The following is a 19,772-nucleotide window of genomic DNA, read 5'->3' on the forward strand; positions in this document are numbered from 1 at the left end:
CCTTACACTGTAAATCTATTAATTTCACTCTGCAGTTCCTCCGCTAATTTAGCCAATGTGAGGGAACTAGCTGACATTTCCTCCACTGTTGCAGATTGCTCTTCAGCAGAGGCAGCTACTTCTTCCGCAGATGCGGCCGTATCTTCGATTACAGCTGCTACTACTTGAACAGATTTTAGGATCTCATCGGCATTTTCCTCAAGCTGCACTAAAACTTGTTGAAGCTCCTGGACACTCATTTCCGTTTTTTCAACGTTTCGAACAATCTCTTTTAAAGATTCGCCGCCCTTTTGAATGATATTCACTTGACCTTGGACAGCGGTTAAATTACTTTCCATCGTTCTTACTGTTACGGATGTTTCAGACTGGATGGACTCAATTAACTCTATGATTTGACGGGCTGCCGTACTAGATTGTTCTGCTAATTTCCTTACTTCTTCAGCAACTACGGCAAAGCCTTTTCCTTGCTCACCGGCTCTTGCAGCTTCGATTGCCGCATTTAATGCCAACAAATTAGTTTGATCAGCAATATTAGTAATGACGCTAATGATGCCGCCAATTTCATTTGATCGTTTTCCAAGCTTTTGAATCGAATCTGTCGCAAATTGTACAGTTCGAGTAACATCGCCAAGGTGGCTTATCGCTTCTGAAATCGCGGCATTACCAACACTAGCAAATCGCGAAGATTCCTTGGCTTGAATGAATGATTGTTCCACTTTGGCGTTTCCAATATCAACCTGTGCTTTCATATTTTTAATCATCTCAAGAATGGCACCGGTATGATCAGATTGCTTGGTCGCTCCAGCTGCAACACCGTTAATTGTGTCGGCAATTTGCATGGCGGTCTGTTCAGTCTCATCAGCACTTGCTGAAAGCTGTTCAGATGAACTTGCCAATTGTTCTACCGCCGCTTGACTCTTCTTTATCATCATTGAAAAAGAGTCAGCCATCCCATTAAAGGCTTCACCGATAACAAGTAATTCATCCTGGGATTTAATATTTGTTCTAACTGTCAAATTCCCATTAGCCATTTCACTTGTTGTTTTTACTAAATTAGTAACGGCATCCTTAACAGACATAAAAAATGAAATACATAAATAGGCTGCTAATAAAAATAGAACAGAAACGATTATTGTCAGAGTCAACTTTTCCATTTCTAACTGCGAAACCTGATCCAATAGAAGCTGATTTAACATATTTGTTTCTATTTCGTATAAAGCGAAGCTTGCATCAATAGCCTTTGTTCCGATATCAAAAAACTGTCCAGATTCAATATCGACCTTCTTAATAATCCTATTTTCAAAGATATCAAGAAATTCTGAAATTGATTGCTGGGAGAAATCAACCTTTTCCTTAAGTTTATTTCCGACCTCTGGATTTTCATTAAGGATAATACTATATGCTCTTATAAAGTTATCTGAATTACTACGGATCGAACTTATAAATGAAGAAAACTGTAGTTTTTCTTCATCAGTCAATACCCCTTTTGCAGCAGCACCTGCACCTTTTCCACGTGCCTGGCCCATATTTTCAGTTAAAAGCGGTAATTCATTTACAACTGACTCCATTAAATAGCTTGCATCTAACTGAGGTACAACTTTAAGCTTTGAAGAATCAGCGACATCTTTTATTAATTCCATTGTTTCATATGTAATCTCGGTATGAAGAGCAAAGCTTTCAGGCGCCTTCATATTATATACATTTTTGGAGACACTGATCCACTTATTCTTAATATCAGTCCATGCCTTGGTAGTTTTAAGCCTACTTCCAACCTCTTGATCAATATTGTCAATAGTTGTTATCGTATCATCTATTTTCTTTTGAATCTCAATTAGTTTTTCTTTAAAGGATTGGTCACCATTTAAATAGCCATTCGCCGTACCACGATGCTGCTGCATATATTGTAAAAATGTCTTTAATTCATTATTATACTTTGCACCATCGACAGCTTCCTCTGCCGCCTCTATACTATTATTTATTTCTGAAAACAAAAAATAAGAAAGTAATACTAACGGAATAAGAACAATTACACCTAGAATGAAAAATTTCCCTGAATACTTAAACTTATTAATGAGCCAAGTCCCTGGTGCAAAAAAATACTGCATTCGTCTATTCCCCCGTTTCAAATAGGCTAATTCTCTGTAATTTTACTGTTTACACAGTATTTATATCGTGATAAATCTCACAATTTTCTTTATTAATTATGAACGTTTATAAAACTGTACCAACTGGCAAGTGGGGACAGGCACAAAAAAAATCGGAAGCAAGTCGAATCACCTGCTTCCGATTATGATTTATTCAATTTAATATCTAATGTTCCAACTTGTGAAACTAATAGTTCTTCATATTTCTTTTCTGCTAACATATTAATCTCTTTTGATTCCGCTTTAGGATTTGCTTCTTTCACATTATTTATTACATCCTGCTGAACCTTTGACACTAGCACGATCGATTTCTGTTGTTTTTCTTGGATAGACCAAAACTTTTCTTCCCCATATTCTTTGATCAACTTCTCGGCTACTTCGCTATTTCTGTATGAATTTTTCGTTTCATTTAATTTTGCTTGAATTTCATCAGAAGAGGCTTTGTGACCCTTTTCTTCTGCTAATAAGGCCATAGCTCGCAGACGAATAACTTGAGTTAATAATGTATTTTTGTTTTTAGCCGCTGCGACCTGGGCATCCCAGTACTTCATAGCTTCCTCTAACTCTTTACCTTGATATTTAGCTTTGTCAGCTTCACGATACATTTCAATTTGAATCGTATTAATAGCCTCATAAAATTTAATATCTTCATCACTAATTTCTTCCCCGTTTACTGTAGCAACTACACCTTCCGGTAATGTTGTCACCGTTGCAACAGGTTCTTCAACCGTAAATTTCACAAGCTGTTCCGCTGTTTTATTTTCATTTTTTATCGTTAATAAAGCCTGCCAGTCTCCACCCATAGGCAGCGCAACTTCACCACCATAAAGACCTTCCCCTTTATCTTGTAGGGTTACTTCAATTGAACCATGGTCCATCTTTTCCATTTCAAATAAGGCCTTAACCTCTAAACCTTCAGCTGCTTTTTCTCCCTCTGAAATTTTAAACGAAACGGCCGCTGGAGTGTGATCTGGTTTATAAACCGGTGCTTCGGCAACCTCAACATTATAATTTCCGCCGCCACTACAACCCGCTAGTACAAACAATCCCATTAAAAACGTTACTATTTTTTTCATGCAAGAACTCCTTCATTTAAGATTTTGGTTTCAAATTCTTCTACCGTGTATTTTTCCATTTTCCCATCTTTTAAATAGGCTACATGGGAGCAAATTTGGTTGATTTCATCAATATGGTGTGAAGAAAGCAAGATCGTTTTATTTTCTAATGATTTTAAGATTGATAAAATCTCAATGCGGCCGATTGGATCCAAACCACTTGTCGGTTCATCTAGTATTAATAGCTCTGTATCAAAATAAAGCATAATCCCAAGTCCAAGACGCTGCAGCATCCCCTTGGAATAGCCGGAAACTTGCTCCTTCCGATCTTCCCACAACCTAACAAGCTTTAGCTTTTCCTCTAATTTGTCCTCATCAACTGTACCATCTTCTAAAGAAGCAAAGAAACGCAAATTTTCTTCACCAGTTAAATTCGGATAAAGCTGAAATTTCTCAGGTAAATAGGAAACGGTCTTTTTCCAACCCGGCTTTTGTACCGGAATTCCATTCAACTGAATCGTCCCAGTTTTTAAAGGCAAAAGATCCAGCATTAAATGAATCAGCGTAGATTTCCCAGCACCATTTCTGCCGACTAATGCACATAATTCATTTTTTTCGACAATGAGACTAACTGAATCTAAAACCTTTTTTTTCTGATAGGAATGTGATACATCACGGATTTCGATCATACTCTATCACCCTTTCCTTTTAATAAAATACTGAATACGAAAGAAAGAGCCACCCAGACAATGACATCAATAACAATAAACATGACAGGAGACGCCCAAACCATTTTTTCCATTAGGCGAGACATGTGATCTGTCGAAAATACTCCTAATGATGTTTCCAAATAGAACGGAATGGCATGAATCGGATCTAAAAAGAAAAAGACTGAAAATAGTTGTACATTATCATAGGTTACGGATGGCAGAAGATATAAGAATAATAAATCTGCTAGGTACACAAATAAAAACCATGTAAAAATATTAGCACCGATCAACTGCATTCTAGTATTGCAAATACTGCCCAAGAATAAGCCAATCTGATTAAAAATGATAATTAAAAATATCACTGACATTAGAAAAGCCATAAAATGACTAACATTAAAATAGAAGAAAAATTTCATAACTACCGCAAACACAAAGTACCAAGCAATAAAAACGCCTAAAATGACAGATTGAACAGCTATACTCTTTTTAAATAAAAAGCTTAAAAACGATTCCTTTTTCGTCGTTAAGATCATTAACGTTTTTAACTCTTTTTCTTGTATGATCGAAAAGGATGCAATAAAAATACTTAATAACGGTAAAATAAAGATATTCATTTCATATAAAGAAAGAAGAAAAACAGTAAAACCATGCTCAGACGGTAATGTACGTGCCTCTAGTAAAATAAAAATTGATAAAAGAATGACCATAAGAAGTGCTAGCCAAATCCCTTTACCCCTCGATTGCTCCTTCCATTCCTTCCAAATATAATTCATTACGCTCTTCTCCTTTTTCTTTTCCAGTAAACACTACCTAATATAACCATTAATAGCAAAATAATAATATAGAGATTATTATTTTCGTTTATTGTTCCCTTTTCCACTAAAGGAAATTGATCGGTAACCATGACTTCTTTTTTATTTAACACTTCATTCATTTTTTCATAAACTTTTATCGCCGGACTTTTTAAAAATAAATATGCTAATTCATTATCCTCTACCAATTGATAAAGCGAGGATTTATATTCAACAGGGTAATCACCGATTCCATTTTGATCGAGGTCAAGCACTGAAATAGAATTCCCCCAATAGTTTCCTTTGCCATTTTCAGACCATTGATTATTATCTTTCCCGCCAAATGTCAGCACGGTAGCGATATTATTTGAAAATCTGTTGCCGCTGAATACTTGGTCTGCAGAAGATGCCCATACTTCAACACCTATCTGGTTTTGTAAAAATTCATTATCTTTGACAATCGCTTTTTGAGATTGATCAAAATAGATGCCTCGTTGATTTTGAAAAAAGAGATTTTTAGTTATAACTGTGTCATTTGTTGATTGCATCAAGAGTCCGTATGAACGTGTTCCTTGATTTAAAATAAATTGATTGTCTTCTAAAATCGTTCCCCTAGATTCCATGATGGCTGCTCCGCCAATATTATAGCTGAATCTATTTTTTGTAAATTTATTTCGATCAGAATACATATAATGCAAACCATATCTGGTATGCTGTATTTCATTTCCTTTTGAAATATTTTCATGGGAATAATCAAAGAAAATTCCGTCACGAGTTCCCTCTATATAATTATTAACTAATTCATTTTGATGAGAATAATAAAGTTGGATACCATTCCCTTGTCCGCCGATCTCACCATTCTCTTTGCCGATAACCGTCACGTTACTGACCTTGTTATGATGGGATTGGCTTAAATAAACACCATGAAAACAATCGGTGATTTTTATTTGATCAACAATGTTCCCATCTTTCATAAGCTTAATGCCTGCATATTCCTCCCCTGAATTTCGATCATGTCCGCTATTTATAACCGAAAAGTTTTTCAAGGTAACATTAGAAGCTTTTACAGTGATGACATTCCCTTTCCCCTCGCCTTTTATAACGGTTTCTTTCGTGCCAATGATGGTAATTGGTGAAGAAATAACAATATTCCCTTCATAGGTTTTATCTTCAAGTTGAAGCGTACCATTCTCAGGGGTTTGATCAATTAGATCTTGAAGCGATTCTTCGGCATAACTGGCGTTGCTTCCAAGTAAAAAGAATAAAAATCCAACAATGACAAAGGCTTGGATTTTCATTGCGCTCTATCCTTCCATAATGGAATAATCATTAGAATAAATGCAATCCCAATCATAAAAAATCCTGTTGTAAAATAACTATGAGTTACAAAATTAGCAATTGTATTCTCTCCAATGATTGGTGGAACAAATGGTGGTACATCAATCGGAGCCATAGGATCCAAATTAGTTCCATAGCTTTTCAGCCAGCGATGAATATCATAAACACCTAGAGCGCCGCCAATGACGAATAAACCAATTAATCCCATTAATAATTTTTTGTTACGTAAAATCCCAACAACTAATGTTAATAAGGCTAATCCGCCGATAATGTAAGATAAATAGCTTAATTCAGGAAAGTTTTCTTCACTAAATTCTTTCATGCCGATGTAGTGATTTAAACCATTAATGATCGATACATCGTTTGCATCTTCTAATTTATATGGATACACAATAATATCGAGCCCCTCTGGATATTGTGGCGCAAAAAATTTCATTCCCCACCACGGAAAGAAGATAGAAGTAACAAATAATCCTGCTGCAATAATTAATAATGCCATAGAAGATACAGATAGATTCTTAGACATACCCATCACCTCATAAAAAGTTTTAAAAAAGGGGGAGTACCAAAAAGTACTCCCGTATCTGTTTATTTTTTTGGTTTAACTAATAAATAACCATTCATTTCTTGGTGTAGCGCTGAACAGAAGTTTGTACAATATAGTGGATATGTTCCAGCTTTGTCAGCTTTAAATTTAATTGTTTCTGTTTGTCCAGGCTGTACTTCGAAGTTTAGATCATATTTGTTAATAGCAAAGCCGTGTGTAATATCTTGGTCAAAGTCGATATTTGTTAAATGAATCGTTACTTCGTCGCCTTCATTTACTTCAATAACGTCTGGACGCTCAGATTTTGCATCAAAGATAAATCTTGAACGCATTGCAATACCGTAGACATCCACTTTTTTACCGTTACGTTCAATTCTTGTTTGATCCTGGCTATATACTGCATCAGGATTTGATGGATCTTTATCATAGACTGTAATTGTTTTAATCTTATCTGCTTTAATCATTTGTGCATAGTGTGGCTCTGGGTTAACTGGCGCAGATTGAATAATTTCCATCTTAGGTCCAGTTAAGTCGATTAACTGCATGGATTCAGGGTGTGAAGGACCAACAGATAAGTAAGAATCCTTCGCAATCTTATTCAATGCAATAATATACTTACCATCTGGTGAAGCTGAGTCACCTTCCGCAGCAACTGAGTGACCTGGTGAATATTGAACAGGTACACGGTCTAATGTTTCCCCTGTGTTAGGATCCCACTTAACGATTTCAGAAGAAATGAACATTGTTGTGTAAGCCATTCCTTTATCATCGAATTGTGTATGAAGCGGACCAAGAGCATTTTCAGGGTTTACTTCGCGTTCCATTACAGAATCATAATTTAATACAGGCATACCATATTTTTCGCCAGAAAAATCTTTATTTTCGATAGCTTTAAATGCTTTTTCAAATGAAAATACTGTCATTGATGGTGCAAGTTTACCTGAAGCGATAAATCTTGTTCCATCTGGTGTTACGTCAACTCCGTGTGGAGATTTAGCAACTGGTACTAAGTAGATTCCACCTTTGTTCTTATCAGGGAAGACAATTTTTTCACCATTAACTTCTTCGTAATTTCCCTCTGCAACCATTTTTTCAAGTTCCTGCCAGTTGAAGAGCACAATAAAGTCACGGTCTGCTTGAGACGCATTGATTTCCATTGTAGTTGTTGCTTCTTCAGTATTATAAGTTGTGATTACACCCCAACCATGTGAAGGACCTTTACCAGCATCTGATAAGTCATAGCTCCATGGTGGAAGTGCAACTTGCCAAGAAACTCCGAGTTTTTGTTTTTGCTCATCAAATTGAACAGCACTCATAACTCCATAATATTTTTGGCTGTATTCGTCTAATGACGCATAAGCACTGCCTAGCGGCACAGAGAAACGTGTTGGTAAGAAGATATACTCTGAATTATCAGTAACGAATGCCGCACAGTGTGGTCCACTCGTATTTGGTACTTCAATAATATCTTTTACAGTAAATGTTTTAAGATCCATTACTGCAGCACGGCTATTTGCTACGTCAGTTGCAAACATATATTTACCGTCATATTCACCCTTTGTTTCTGAGAACGCTGGATGGTGGAAGTCACCCCATGTATAGTTACCCATAAGCTTTTTCGATTCCTCAGACCAGCCATATCCTGTTGCTGAATCTTGAGAGAAGATAGGTACTGTACGAATATGTCTCATTGATGGTACACCGTAAACAAACAATTGTCCTGAGTGACCACCAGATGCGAATAAATAATATTCGTCTTTTTCACCAAATGGCACATAAACCTTTTCAGCATTTGATTTTACTGTTGAAGATGTGTTGGCAACCGGTCTTGGACCGACTTCCGTCTGTGCGAAGAAAACAGTTGATGCCAATACACCGGCAACTAAACCAGTTATGGCAGGGATAATACCTTTTTTCATTAAACGCACCTCCTATTATTTTTCACTAGCAATTTTTAAAGCTTCAACAACTTTATTTATTTCATCATCTGTCAATGGGTTACCACCGATCACTGATGACATTACCGCTGATGTTGGTTCTTTTAAGAATTCATTAATTGGTTTTCCATGCTTTCCTTCAACATTCACATATGCTTGTGATAAGTCAGGACCTGTAGCTCCACCTTGTAAACCAAGATTTTCTACAGAGTGGCAAGCAAGGCAACCTTTCTGATTGAAAATCTCTCCTTCTGGAGATACAGCTGGTGCAGGTGCTTCCACTTTTTCATCATCGGCTGTATTTTGAGTTTGTTCGGTTGCCGCATTATCTGGTGCTGTAGCTTGTTCTTGTGAACCCGATTGACTAAATAAATAGCCACCACCAAATCCCACTAATGCGAAAACAAAAAAGATTATAATTGCATTTTTCATCTTGTCCCCCCCTTTCAGGATGTTTGTTAAGATTACGACCCTATCTTAATTCCAAAGAAACAAAAAACATGTGATAAATATCACATAATATCAAAAATTGACAAGATTTCACATTTCTTTCACATCTCCTTCACAAAAAAGACGAAATTTTTTCAAGAATCTCTTCAATATTTGATCAAATTTACTTGAAAAAATATTTTTCTATGAAAATAAAAAAACTAGCTTCCATTTGGAAACTAGTTATAAAATAAAGGTTTATCATATTACTAACAGTGAATAAATTTACTACTGTTTATTATTTCGTTATAGCTTTTAAGTCAGAAATAATTTCCTCATAAGGAACTTCTAGTCCATTATAACCTTTTACGACAATGCCTTCTTGATTAATCAAAAAGATTTTTGTACTGTGAATGAATTGATCTGTACCTGGTTCTGCTTCTGCTAATGTTTTAAATGATGATTTGGCGATTGCTTTTATTTCCTCTTCTGTATACCCAGTTAGAAAGTTCCAGTTTGAATGGTCAGCTTGAAATTTACTTGCAAATTCTTTTAATGTTTCAGGAGTATCTCTTGTTGGATCCACACTAAAAGATACTATTTCCGCATTGATTTTTTCATCGGCCATTTGTTTTTGAAGCTTCGCCATATTGGCTGTCATTGGCGGACATACAGTATCACAATTAGTAAAAACAAAGTTCGCAAGCCAGACCTTTCCTTTTAAATCTGACAGGCCAAGTTGTTGATTATCTTGATTAGTAAAAGAGAAATCCGCCATAGGCCAATCATAGGTAGCTTCAAATTTTGGTTGACCACAAGCGGTCAATGCTACTAAAGAAAATACTACTAATAAAACTCCAAATTGAATGCGCCATTTTTTTAAGTTCATTTTTTTTCCTCCAACTATTGATTTTTCAATCTTAATACCTACCAGAAATTATATCAAAATTTAAGTAACAGCTAACATTATATTTAAAATTTATAAGTGCTACTTAAAAATATTAATACTATTCTTATAAGTTTAATTACTTTACGTTTTCTTTTCTTCCCTCTATAATAATTTTTGATATTCACTATGAATTATTTTTATAGAGGAGCGAATAACTATGAAAAAAACATTACTTGCTATTTTTTCCATATTATTAATGATAGCTTTAACTGCATGTGGTGGAAACGGTGGCAGCGATAAAAATGAAGAAGGCAAAACTACTCCGGAAGCAAATACTGCAGCCAAAAAACAAGTATTAAAAATTGGAGCAATCCCTGATCAAAATGCCTCAGATTTAAATAGAAGCTTTGGTGCGATGGCGGAATATCTTAGTGAAAAAACGGGACTTGAGGTTGAATATGTACCATCCGTTGATTATGCCGCACTAATCACCGCTTTTCAGCGTGGAGAAATTCAATTAGGCTGGTTTGGCGGACTAACTGGTGTTCAGGTTCGAAATGTTGTACCAGAGGCTGAAGCAATCGTTCAAAGACCACGTGATGAACAATTCCATTCAGTATTTATTGCTCAAAATGATCTACAAATCGATAGCTTAGACGATTTAAAAGGTTTGAGCTTCACGTTTGGAAGTGAGAGTTCAACATCCGGTCATTTAATGCCACGTTACTTTATGGAAGAAGCAGGAATAAATCCTGATCAAGACCTTGATGGTATGCCTAACTATTCTGGATCACATGATAAAACATATAAATTAGTTGAATCTGGTGCTTTCCAAACAGGTGCGTTAAATGAAGCAGTTTGGGAAACAGCTGTAGCAGAAGGCAAAGTTGATGTGAATAAAGTAAAAGTTTTTTATACAACACCACCGTACTATGATTATCATTGGGTTGTAGGCAATGTCGATGAAGTATACGGGGAAGGTACTAAAGATAAACTAAAAGAAGCACTTCTTTCAATGAATGAAGAGCAAAAGGACATTCTTGACTTATTTGCCACAGATAAATTTATCGAAACAAAAAATGAAAATTATGCTGCTATAGAAAAGGTTGCAAAGGAATTAGGCATTATTAAGTAGAAGGTGAAAGCATGGCATTTCAAAACGAACAATTCGTTTTAAAAAATATCGAAAAAAAGTACGGGGAGAATAGGGCTCTATCCTCCCTTTCTCTTTGTATCCATAAGGGTGAACGAATCGCATTAATCGGTCCAAGCGGTGCCGGTAAATCAACATTATTAAATATCTTAGCGATGATTATTCAACCTGATAGCGGAGAATATTGGCTTGATGGGATGACGTCTTCCCAATATAAGGCAGGCAAAACACTGTCACGTAAGTTAGGCATTATTCGTCAGCAGTTTGATCTAGTACCTAACTTGCTGGTTATTCATAATGTTCTTGCAGGACGGTTAGGTGAATGGGGCTTTTTCAGATCAGCCCTATCATTTTTTATTCCACAAGATAAAAATATGGCTATTCATGCCTTGGAAAGAGTCGGGCTATTAGAAAAAACATATGAAAAAACAGCCAATCTTTCCGGCGGGCAGCAACAGCGTATCGCACTTGCACGCCTATTAGTGCAAAGACCGGAAATTATTCTTGCAGATGAACCAGTTGCTTCCCTAGATCCGGCCCGTGCTGACGATATTATTTCGAAGCTTGTCCAATTAGCAGGGGAAGAAAACCAAACCTTAATTACTAGCTTGCATTCAGTTGAACTGGCTACGAAATATTTTGACCGTATTATCGCGTTAAGGGAAGGAAGGATTTTCTTTGACCTTCCTATTAATGAAGTAACTGAACATATGTTAACAGATCTTTATGATTTAATGGAGCCCGAGAGATGATGCATACGAAACCTCCATTCCATAAAAAGACGACCTTAACAATTATAATGATCATTGTATTTGCTTGGAGCTTATTTTCTGTAGAATGGGGATCTGACCTTCTACATTCCGGCGGAAAAGCAACCACCATGCAAATCCTTGAAGGAATGATCAAACCAGATTTTTCTCCGGAAATTATTAATTTAGCGATCACTTCTTCCTGGAGAACATTGGCTTATGCTACGGCCGGAATGTCACTAGCCGTTTTGTTCGGTGTTGTGTTCGGTGTGTTGGGCTCTGGTGTTGTTGCTTCGAAACCCTACAGTAAAGCGATGTTCATCACGTCCTTCCGGGGGATTTTAGGATTTATGCGGGCAATTCATGAACTTATCTGGGCTTGGTTGTTCGTAGCAGCATTCGGATTATCTCCATTTGCAGCTATTTTTGCAATTGCGATTCCCTATGGCGGCATCTTAGGAAGGATTTTTGCTGATATGTTAAATGACGTTCCTGAAGAACCAATCAAAGCATTAAAAGCGAGCGGTACCTCACGCCTGCAAATATTGTTGTACGGGTATTTTCCGATAGCTGCTGGTGGAATGGTCAGCTATGTTATGTATCGTTTTGAGTGTGCGATCCGTTCATCAGCAATTATGAGTTTTATCGGTTTAGGAGGCCTTGGTTACCAAATTCAACTGTCACTTAATGATTTAAAATACGATGAAGTATGGACATTCATGTTCTTTTTAATTGCCCTAGTTTTACTGATTGATTTTTGGAGCCAAGTTTTACGAAAGAGGTTGGTAGCATGAAAAACGAAAAAAATCTTAGGCGACCAGCCAAAATCGGTGTTATTAAGCTCTCCGTTTTGTTAATTTTCGCCCTTGTTCTTAGCTCTTGGCTTTTCATTTTTGTTGGAGAAGATGCCAGTCTATTTGATTTGTTTTCAGAGGAAAACTTGGTATATACGAAGGAATTTTTCAATGGATTGGCTGGTGTAGGGGAAGAACATCCCGCCTTTTTAAGTAAGGAAAGCTGGCTCGAGGCATTAAAGCTTTCAGTTGAAACATTGCAAATGAGTATTATGGCCATTGGATTTTCGGTCATTATTATGGTATTAACGGTGGTTCCGGCTGCCCGAAATGTGGCCAATGGAACATTGACCTTGTCAAGAAAATGGTATGGAAAAATAGTGTATGGACTTATTCGTGGTTGTTATATTTTTTCAAGATCAGTTCCGGAATTAATCTGGGCGATGATTATCATCTTTATTTTTAAACCGGGCATTCTACCTGGTGCGGTCGCCTTGGCGCTGCACAACTTCGGTATATTAGGCAAGCTTTGTGCAGAGGTTATTGAGGATGTCGATACGAGACCAATTCGTAGTCTAGCCTCTTCCGGTGCTGGTAAAGTACAAATGTTTATTTATGGCGTCATCCCAACTGTACTTCCCCAGTTTATCACCTATATTCTATATCGATGGGAAGTTATTATCCGTACAACCATTGTTGTCGGCTTTGTCGGAGCAGGAGGATTAGGTCAAGCTTTCAAGCTGAGTATGAGCTGGTTCCATTATTCTGATATAACGTTGTTTTTAATTTGTTATGTGCTGTTAGTGATTTTGACGGATTCGATTTCAGAAGGGATTCGGAGATTTATTAAATAGTAAATTAGTGCGCTATTATTAATCAAATCAGTTCTGGTCCCGTTTTGATGCGGATAAATCCGAGTTATCTATAATCAAACAAGCGCAGAAACCCTTTTGGTGAGGATAAAATCGAGTTATCTATATTCAAACAGGTACGGTGCCCCTTTTGGTGAGGATAAAATCAAGTTATCTATATTCAAACAAGCGCGGTGCCCCTTTTGGTGAGGATAAAATCAAGTTATCTATATTCAAACAGGTACGGTGCCCCATTTGGTGAGGATAAATCCTAGTTATCAGTAATCAAACGAAGGAGCCATCATGTTGGGTTATGGATAAAACATGAATTTAACCAAAATTAAAGGAAGCCCAAACTATTTTGCGTTTGGGCTTCCTTTTTATGTTTCAGTCGAAGCAACTCCAATTAGTTTTTCCCTAACACGATTCCTGTTGCATCTATTTTGTGTAGAATCTCGAGTTCCTCGCTAGTTGGCTCAGGAATATAGCTCCAGTTTGGATCGATTTCGATTTCAAAGCTGCTGTTTTCTTGAACATCTTCTAATGTAACGCCTTCGTATAAGTGAAGCAGCTTCATCCGTTTTGTTTCCTCTGAAAAACCGTAGACACCTAATTGCGTGATGACACGATATGGGCCAGTATTTTTCGGCAGTCCATGCTTCTCACGCTCACCCGGTCCTCGGAAGTAGCCTGGGCTTGTAAAGAAGTCAAGCTGTTCAACGAATTTACGCTTATCCTGGAGCATTAAAATGATATTTCTCCAGCAAAATGAAGCGATATCTGCTCCTCCACCAGAACCAGGAAGACGTACTTTTGTGTCCTCCCATGTCCCGATTAATGTTGAATTTAAATTGCCGTAAGCGTCAATTTGGGCTCCACCTAAAAATCCATATTCAATGAAACCTGCTTGTGCTAAGCTCATCACATAATCCATTGAACCGACAATCGTACCATTTTCAAATGTCATTGATTCACTAACTTGAATAGGCAGACGTTGTGATGGCGTGCCGCCAATACCGCCACCTTCATAGACTGTTAATAATCCGGGAGCATGTGTTTTTTGAGCAAAAATACCTGCTAATAACGGCATCCCTGTCCCTACAAAGACACTTTTATCATCCTCTAAAGCTTTTGCGGCTGCAATAATCATTCTGTCAGCAGCAGTTGCTGTTTGTTTTGCTTGAGTTGTTGTCATTTTATTGCCCCCCTTGTAGATACGGTTGGATGTGGTAGTGTTCCATTTTCGATATTTTCAAGCTCGCGCAGTTTCCGAAGGCCGCCGACTTTTTCTAGGTATTCATAATGATCTTTAGTTGAGCGGATATATTGGTCTAAGTATTCCTGCACCCCTTCATCTGTTGCTGAAGCCTTCAACCATTCCATCCATTGATCTTCATCGAATGAATATTGGTATGGAACTTGGTTTGGATGGGATCCATATGGTACTTCAACTACTGCATCAACAACAAAGTATGGAATTTTTGTTAAATCAGGTCGTTTTTGAATTTCTTCGTCTGACACAATTTTTTCAGCTGTAATGATCACTTTTTTTGCTGCATGTGCTAGTTCCACGTCAAGCGTAATATTTCCGTCTATTTGGCAATTTCCGTATTTGTCAGCACGGTGGACATGGATAATGGCTACATCAGGATAGCATGCAGGTAATAAGTTTATTTTTTCACCACTAAATGGGTCTTCAATTACTTTCGCCCCACTATAATGAAGAGTGTCAGTTCCAAGTGCTGTTCTTGATGGGAAGAATGGAATTCCTCTTGCAGCAGCTGAAAAACGCCATTGGAAGCCGGCATTTGTCATTTCGGACAGAATCTCCAAAGTTCCGTTCTTTACTGCTCGGCGTGATGCTGGGCAAAGGCCACGAATTTCATCCCCAAAGCCATAGGCAATTTCAGCTTTTGTTATTAACCCAGCTGCTGCCAACAGCTGCCAGTCATGCTGTGACCCCTTTGCCGCAATGGTTAAGTCACCGATATTTTGACGAATAATCTCATATACAGCAGCCATTGGGTTGCGGACCGAGCCCATGCCGCTAAATACAATATAATCCCCTTGATTAACCCTACGGCTTACTGCCTCTTTTAAAGTAACTCGTTTATCAATTTTCTTTGTTGATTTATTATTTCTTCGATATTCCCTTATTTCATCAGTAGATGCCCAGCCATATAAATACGGATTTTCGGCTTTAATGTTTGTAGTAGTCATCGCAACATTTCTCCCTTCGTTTTTTCCTAGCGGTCTGACCATTGTGCTGGTCTTTTATCTAAAAATGCACGTATTCCTTCTACTGCATCTGGTTTTTGGCTATTTTTCACCATCACATCTGAGCTATATGTTAAAGCTTCAAAATCGTTAGAGATTTGAAGCTGTGTATATAATTGTTTTTTACCAGCCTCTAAAACTGCCAAACTATGACGAGCAACGGAGTTTGCAAACTTCTCAGTTTCTTCATCTAATTTTTCAAGCGGTACAACTCTATTAATTAACCCATGAATCTTCGCTTCTTCTGCTGTGATGAAATCGCCTGTAAATAAAAGCTCCGCAGCCTTCTTGCGATCAAGGTTACGGCTTACGAAAACAGCCGGTGTATGACAGAATAGGCCAATTAATGTTCCAGGGGTTGCAAATAATGAATTATCACTTGCGATCGCTAGGTCAGATGCCGCTACCAATTGCGCACCCGCTGCTGTCGCAATAGCATGCACCTTTGAAATGACAACTTGTGGAATATTTCTGATCTTTTCCATTAAGGCTTGGCACTCTTCAAATAGATTTGCAACATCTTCAACTGGTGCACCGTCAATCTCACGAAGGTTATGGCCGGAGCTGAACACTTTTCCTTCTGCTTGGATAATAACAACATTTATTTTTCTTTCATTTGCAATTTCAGTTAACTTTGCATCCAGTTCTCTTATCAATTCAAGCGATAGCGCATTACGCTGCTTATCATTATCTAATGTAATGGTTCCAATTTTTCCATTTTCCTCATATTTAATTAAACTCATAGTAAATCCACCTTTCATATCTGTTTAGTTAGTTTAATATGTGTAAAACTGTTGCAATTTTTCCTTAATGGAAACTATGCCTATAAAACGAAAGTGGCCTTTCCTCAAGATAAGGAAAGACCACTACAACATTTATGAGTCCCTCACTTATCTTACTGCTGACGATTCATCAGTAGGAATTGGCACCTTCCATCTTATTAAAAGAATGGGGTTGCCGTGGTTTCATAGGGCCTTTCCCTCCACCACTCTGGATAAGTAAAAATTCAAATATTTTGTTTTTTTAAAATTATGTCCTTAACTCTATCATTAACTTCAATGTTTGGCAACTGCTTTTTCAAAAAAATAAAATTTTAAAATTTCTAATAATCCTTATTGACAAAGTATACTTTCCTCCCGTACAATCACAATCATAACAAAAACAACCAAATATTGAAACGGATACCTTATCCAGAGAAGGGGAGAGACTGGCTCTATGATCCTTCAGCAACCTTGCAGCAATGCAAAAGGTGCTAACTCCAGTAACAAGTTGTATAACTTGTTAGAAGATAAGGAAGAGTCGATTTTTTGCCTCTTCCTTGGGAAGAGGTTTTTTAGTTTCAGAAAATAATCGAGAGGACGATCTATCATTATGAAAAAGAGATTAGTAGTTTTAGGTACAGCATTATCATTAACAATAGGATTAGCAGGATGTAACAGTGCAGAGAATACGGCTAATACAACACAGCCCCCAACAGAACAAGCAGAAAATAATAATCAAAGCCAAAAATTGATAGACTTTGCTATCGGTCACTTACCAACAACAGGGCATAGCTTGTATTATATCGCACAAGAAGAAGGTTATTTTAAAGAAGAAGGATTAAATGCTACATTTCATCCATTTTCAAATAGTGGAGAAGGAATCAATGCAGTAATAGCTGGAAAATTAGATGTCGGCACATTCGGGACTCCAGCGCCACTTACTTTTGAAGAGCAAGGTGCCGATATTGTGTTCCTAGGCGGTCAAATGGGAACTGGTGCAGGGGTCGTCTCAAAGCCTAACTTATTACATGAGCTTCAGGATATTAACAACTTTAAAGGAAAAAAGGTTGCTACTGTTAAGCTTGCTACTGGTGATGTTATTTTGCGTGGAGCATTATATGAAGCTGGAATTGATTATGAAAAAGATGTAACCATTATTGAAATGAACTCACCAGCCGATGTAATTATGGCAGTTAAAAAAGGGGAAGTGGATGCCGGTGTAGTATGGGCTCCATTTGTTGAAAAAGCAAAACAAGAAGGATTAGAGATTGTTAAGTATTCACAAGAGTATGCTGAAAATCATGTTTGCTGCCGCATTATTGCAGACGAAAAGAGGTTTGACGAAAATCATGAAAAATATGTTAAATTTTTAAAAGCGATCATTAAAGCAGAAAGATTTGAAAAAGATGAAGCCAATAAACAAAAAGCAATCGAAGATATCAAAAAATATGTAGATGTTGATCTTGAAATTATTGAAAAAGATATTTACGGCGGCTACGTGGATCAAAGCGCCGACCCTAATAAAAAAGCGATTCTTTCAATGAGAGACACGATGGTTAATATCGGTTATTTAAAAGAAGAGAAAGATATTTCAGATCTTATTCATGTTGAAACTTACAAAGAAGCACTGGATCAGTTAATAGCAGCTGAACCAAATGATCCTTTCTATCAAGAGTTACTAGTACGTTTTCAGGAAAACAACCTATAGGATAGGGATGGGATAAAAGTGAGTACAATACTATTTGAAGATATTAATGTCAAATACGACAAAACAGAACAATATGCTTTAAAAAACTTAAACCTTACTATCCAAGCGGGTCAAATTGTTTCATTAATTGGCCCGTCTGGATGCGGTAAATCTACAACTCTTAATTTAGCATCTGGCTTATTAACTCCAACTTCAGGTGCGGTAAAAATTAATGATAGCGAGATTACAGGGCCTGGTCTTGACCGTGGAGTAGTATTCCAAAACTACTCCCTATTCCCTTGGATGACGGTGCTCGAAAATATTACCTTTGCCCTAAAACAAAAGTCGAAAGAACCAAATGAGGTAATTACAAAAAAAGCGATTCAAATTCTTGCAAAAGTCGGTTTAGATGAAAAAGCGCAAAAATCTTTTCCATCTGCGCTTTCCGGTGGAATGCAACAACGGGTTGCCATCGCTCGGATGTTTATCCTTGATGCACCAGTATTTTTAATGGATGAACCATTTAGTGCCGTTGATGAAATTACAAGAAATCAGCTTCAAGACCTGCTATTAAACCTTTGGGAAGAAGGGGAAACAAAGAAAACCGTCCTCGTTGTCACCCACAATATAGATGAAGCTATTTTTCTATCGGACCGGGTTGTTGTTCTCCATGATGGTCAAATCCAAGAGGATATTGCCATCCCTTTTAAACGCCCAAGAAACAGATTCAATATCGATCAAGAGGAAGAATATACGAAGATTCGCCGCGAACTATTAAAAGCTATTTCCGGAGAATACTAGGGGGCATTAAGATGAAAAATTTACTTGTTGGCAATGAAAAGAGAAAAGCTACGACTGATATTATAATCATTATTGGGGTACTATTGCTTGCTTGGCAGCTTTTAACCCAACAGCTGGGACTTTTGTCGAATTTCCTTTATCCATCCCCGCAATCAGTACTAGGTCAATTTAAAGCCGATGGGGCAGAACTGCTTGTTCACTTGGCGGCATCCGTTAAACTATTAGCCAGTGGAATGATTTTAGCCATTGTTTTAGGAGTTCCATTAGGGGTTTTTACAGCATCAAATAAACGGCTTGAATTCGTAATTAGACCAATTGCCAGCGTTTTATCTCCGATCCCTCCGATCGTATGGATACCATATGCAATTGCGATTCTACCATCGTTTCAAGCGTCATCAACTTTTGTCATCTTTATCGGTGCTTTTTGGCCTATTTTTCTTAATACATTAAATGGTGTTACCAATATTGATTCAAGATACATTAAATCTGCACAAACCCTTGGATTAAATCAATATACAATGACTACTAAAATTATTATTCCGGCAGCATTGCCTTCGATTTTCTCAGGAGTACAGGTCGGTTTAGTATTATCGTTTATTTTGTTAACAGCCGCAGAAATGATTGGGTCCTCAGCCGGCATCGGTTTTTATGTAAAGTTAGCAACAGATTACGGTAATTATACAAAAGTAATTACTGGTATTATCTTCATTGGCCTCATCGTAACTGTGATCATGACATTGTTTCACAAACTTGAAAAACATTTGCTCCGCTGGAGAAGTTAAGGAAGGACTGTCATTATGCCCTGCATGTGACAGTCCTTTTTATTTTTAAAGGATATTTAAAATTAGTATAGAAATAA

At 37.2% G+C, this 19,772-nt stretch carries 19 protein-coding genes and 2 riboswitches; of the genes, 7 read left to right on the forward strand and 12 right to left on the reverse strand.

Annotation, left to right across the window (positions count from 1 at the left end; translation table 11 throughout):
• Positions 1-2 precede the first annotated feature (2 nt).
• The 9 genes from P9E47_RS10140 to P9E47_RS10180 form a co-directional block, all read right to left on the reverse strand.
• Positions 3-2,105: a methyl-accepting chemotaxis protein gene (locus P9E47_RS10140; RefSeq protein ID WP_326163345.1), complete on the reverse strand. Its 2,103-nt coding sequence runs from the start codon at positions 2,103-2,105 to the stop codon at positions 3-5.
• A gap of 182 nt (positions 2,106-2,287) precedes the next feature.
• Positions 2,288-3,220: a FixH family protein gene (locus P9E47_RS10145; protein ID WP_326163346.1), complete on the reverse strand. Its 933-nt coding sequence runs from the start codon at positions 3,218-3,220 to the stop codon at positions 2,288-2,290.
• Entirely contained in the window at positions 3,217-3,888 is a 672-nt protein-coding gene (locus P9E47_RS10150; protein WP_003332845.1) for an ABC transporter ATP-binding protein, read from the reverse strand. Before P9E47_RS10150 ends, P9E47_RS10145 begins: the two co-directional genes overlap by 4 nt.
• On the reverse strand, positions 3,885-4,682 hold the full coding sequence (locus P9E47_RS10155; protein WP_003332844.1) for an ABC transporter permease: 798 nt from the start codon (positions 4,680-4,682) through the stop codon (positions 3,885-3,887). The genes P9E47_RS10150 and P9E47_RS10155 overlap by 4 nt, the downstream gene beginning before the upstream one ends.
• Positions 4,682-5,998: a nitrous oxide reductase family maturation protein NosD gene (gene nosD / locus P9E47_RS10160; protein WP_326163348.1), complete on the reverse strand. Its 1,317-nt coding sequence runs from the start codon at positions 5,996-5,998 to the stop codon at positions 4,682-4,684. The genes P9E47_RS10155 and nosD overlap by 1 nt, the downstream gene beginning before the upstream one ends.
• On the reverse strand, positions 5,995-6,564 hold the full coding sequence (locus P9E47_RS10165) for a hypothetical protein (protein WP_326163349.1): 570 nt from the start codon (positions 6,562-6,564) through the stop codon (positions 5,995-5,997). Before P9E47_RS10165 ends, nosD begins: the two co-directional genes overlap by 4 nt.
• Positions 6,565-6,626: 62 nt before the next feature.
• Positions 6,627-8,504 carry a Sec-dependent nitrous-oxide reductase gene (gene nosZ / locus P9E47_RS10170; RefSeq protein ID WP_326163351.1) on the reverse strand — a complete coding sequence of 626 codons (1,878 nt, stop codon included), beginning with the start codon at positions 8,502-8,504 and terminating at the stop codon, positions 6,627-6,629.
• A 15-nt stretch (positions 8,505-8,519) separates the two neighbouring features.
• Positions 8,520-8,954, reverse strand: coding sequence for a cytochrome c family protein (locus tag P9E47_RS10175; protein ID WP_003332840.1), 435 nt, complete (start codon positions 8,952-8,954; stop codon positions 8,520-8,522).
• A 295-nt stretch (positions 8,955-9,249) separates the two neighbouring features.
• Entirely contained in the window at positions 9,250-9,840 is a 591-nt protein-coding gene (locus P9E47_RS10180) for an SCO family protein (protein ID WP_003332839.1), read from the reverse strand.
• A gap of 217 nt (positions 9,841-10,057) precedes the next feature.
• Between P9E47_RS10180 and P9E47_RS10185 the strand changes: the two genes are divergently transcribed.
• The 4 genes from P9E47_RS10185 to P9E47_RS10200 are packed head-to-tail and all read left to right on the forward strand — an operon-like array spanning position 10,058 to position 13,390.
• The gene (locus P9E47_RS10185) at positions 10,058-10,975 is read left to right on the forward strand and encodes a putative selenate ABC transporter substrate-binding protein (RefSeq protein WP_326163353.1); all 918 of its coding nucleotides are present in this window, start codon (positions 10,058-10,060) and stop codon (positions 10,973-10,975) included.
• An 11-nt stretch (positions 10,976-10,986) separates the two neighbouring features.
• Complete coding sequence (locus P9E47_RS10190; RefSeq protein WP_326163355.1) at positions 10,987-11,745, forward strand: phosphonate ABC transporter ATP-binding protein; 759 nt, start codon at positions 10,987-10,989, stop codon at positions 11,743-11,745.
• Positions 11,742-12,536 (forward strand): PhnE/PtxC family ABC transporter permease, encoded by a 795-nt coding sequence (locus P9E47_RS10195; RefSeq protein WP_326163356.1) that lies wholly within the window; start codon positions 11,742-11,744, stop codon positions 12,534-12,536. The genes P9E47_RS10190 and P9E47_RS10195 overlap by 4 nt, the downstream gene beginning before the upstream one ends.
• Positions 12,533-13,390, forward strand: coding sequence for a PhnE/PtxC family ABC transporter permease (locus P9E47_RS10200; RefSeq protein ID WP_326163358.1), 858 nt, complete (start codon positions 12,533-12,535; stop codon positions 13,388-13,390). The genes P9E47_RS10195 and P9E47_RS10200 overlap by 4 nt, the downstream gene beginning before the upstream one ends.
• Positions 13,391-13,793: 403 nt before the next feature.
• Here the strand turns inward: P9E47_RS10200 and P9E47_RS10205 are convergent, their stop codons facing one another.
• The 3 genes from P9E47_RS10205 to P9E47_RS10215 are packed head-to-tail and all read right to left on the reverse strand — an operon-like array spanning position 13,794 to position 16,407.
• Entirely contained in the window at positions 13,794-14,582 is a 789-nt protein-coding gene (locus P9E47_RS10205; RefSeq protein WP_326163360.1) for a CoA-transferase subunit beta, read from the reverse strand.
• A complete protein-coding gene (locus P9E47_RS10210) occupies positions 14,579-15,607 on the reverse strand; it encodes a CoA transferase subunit A (protein WP_326163361.1) in 1,029 nt (342 codons plus the stop codon). Before P9E47_RS10210 ends, P9E47_RS10205 begins: the two co-directional genes overlap by 4 nt.
• Positions 15,608-15,633: 26 nt before the next feature.
• Positions 15,634-16,407 carry an enoyl-CoA hydratase-related protein gene (locus P9E47_RS10215; protein WP_326163362.1) on the reverse strand — a complete coding sequence of 258 codons (774 nt, stop codon included), beginning with the start codon at positions 16,405-16,407 and terminating at the stop codon, positions 15,634-15,636.
• A 144-nt stretch (positions 16,408-16,551) separates the two neighbouring features.
• A riboswitch (SAM riboswitch) is annotated at positions 16,552-16,665 on the reverse strand.
• Positions 16,666-16,847: 182 nt separating this feature from the next.
• Positions 16,848-16,959: riboswitch (SAM riboswitch) on the forward strand.
• A 76-nt stretch (positions 16,960-17,035) separates the two neighbouring features.
• Here P9E47_RS10215 and P9E47_RS10220 point away from each other — a divergent pair.
• The 3 genes from P9E47_RS10220 to P9E47_RS10230 are packed head-to-tail and all read left to right on the forward strand — an operon-like array spanning position 17,036 to position 19,695.
• Complete coding sequence (locus tag P9E47_RS10220) at positions 17,036-18,133, forward strand: ABC transporter substrate-binding protein (RefSeq protein WP_326163363.1); 1,098 nt, start codon at positions 17,036-17,038, stop codon at positions 18,131-18,133.
• 18 nt (positions 18,134-18,151) lie between these two features.
• Positions 18,152-18,913 (forward strand): ABC transporter ATP-binding protein, encoded by a 762-nt coding sequence (locus P9E47_RS10225; protein WP_326163365.1) that lies wholly within the window; start codon positions 18,152-18,154, stop codon positions 18,911-18,913.
• Positions 18,914-18,924: 11 nt separating this feature from the next.
• Positions 18,925-19,695: an ABC transporter permease gene (locus P9E47_RS10230; protein ID WP_326163366.1), complete on the forward strand. Its 771-nt coding sequence runs from the start codon at positions 18,925-18,927 to the stop codon at positions 19,693-19,695.
• Positions 19,696-19,772: the final 77 nt, after the last annotated feature.

The organism is Schinkia azotoformans, from assembly GCF_035811335.1.
In the GTDB taxonomy this organism is placed as follows: domain Bacteria; phylum Bacillota; class Bacilli; order Bacillales; family Bacillaceae_J; genus Schinkia; species Schinkia azotoformans.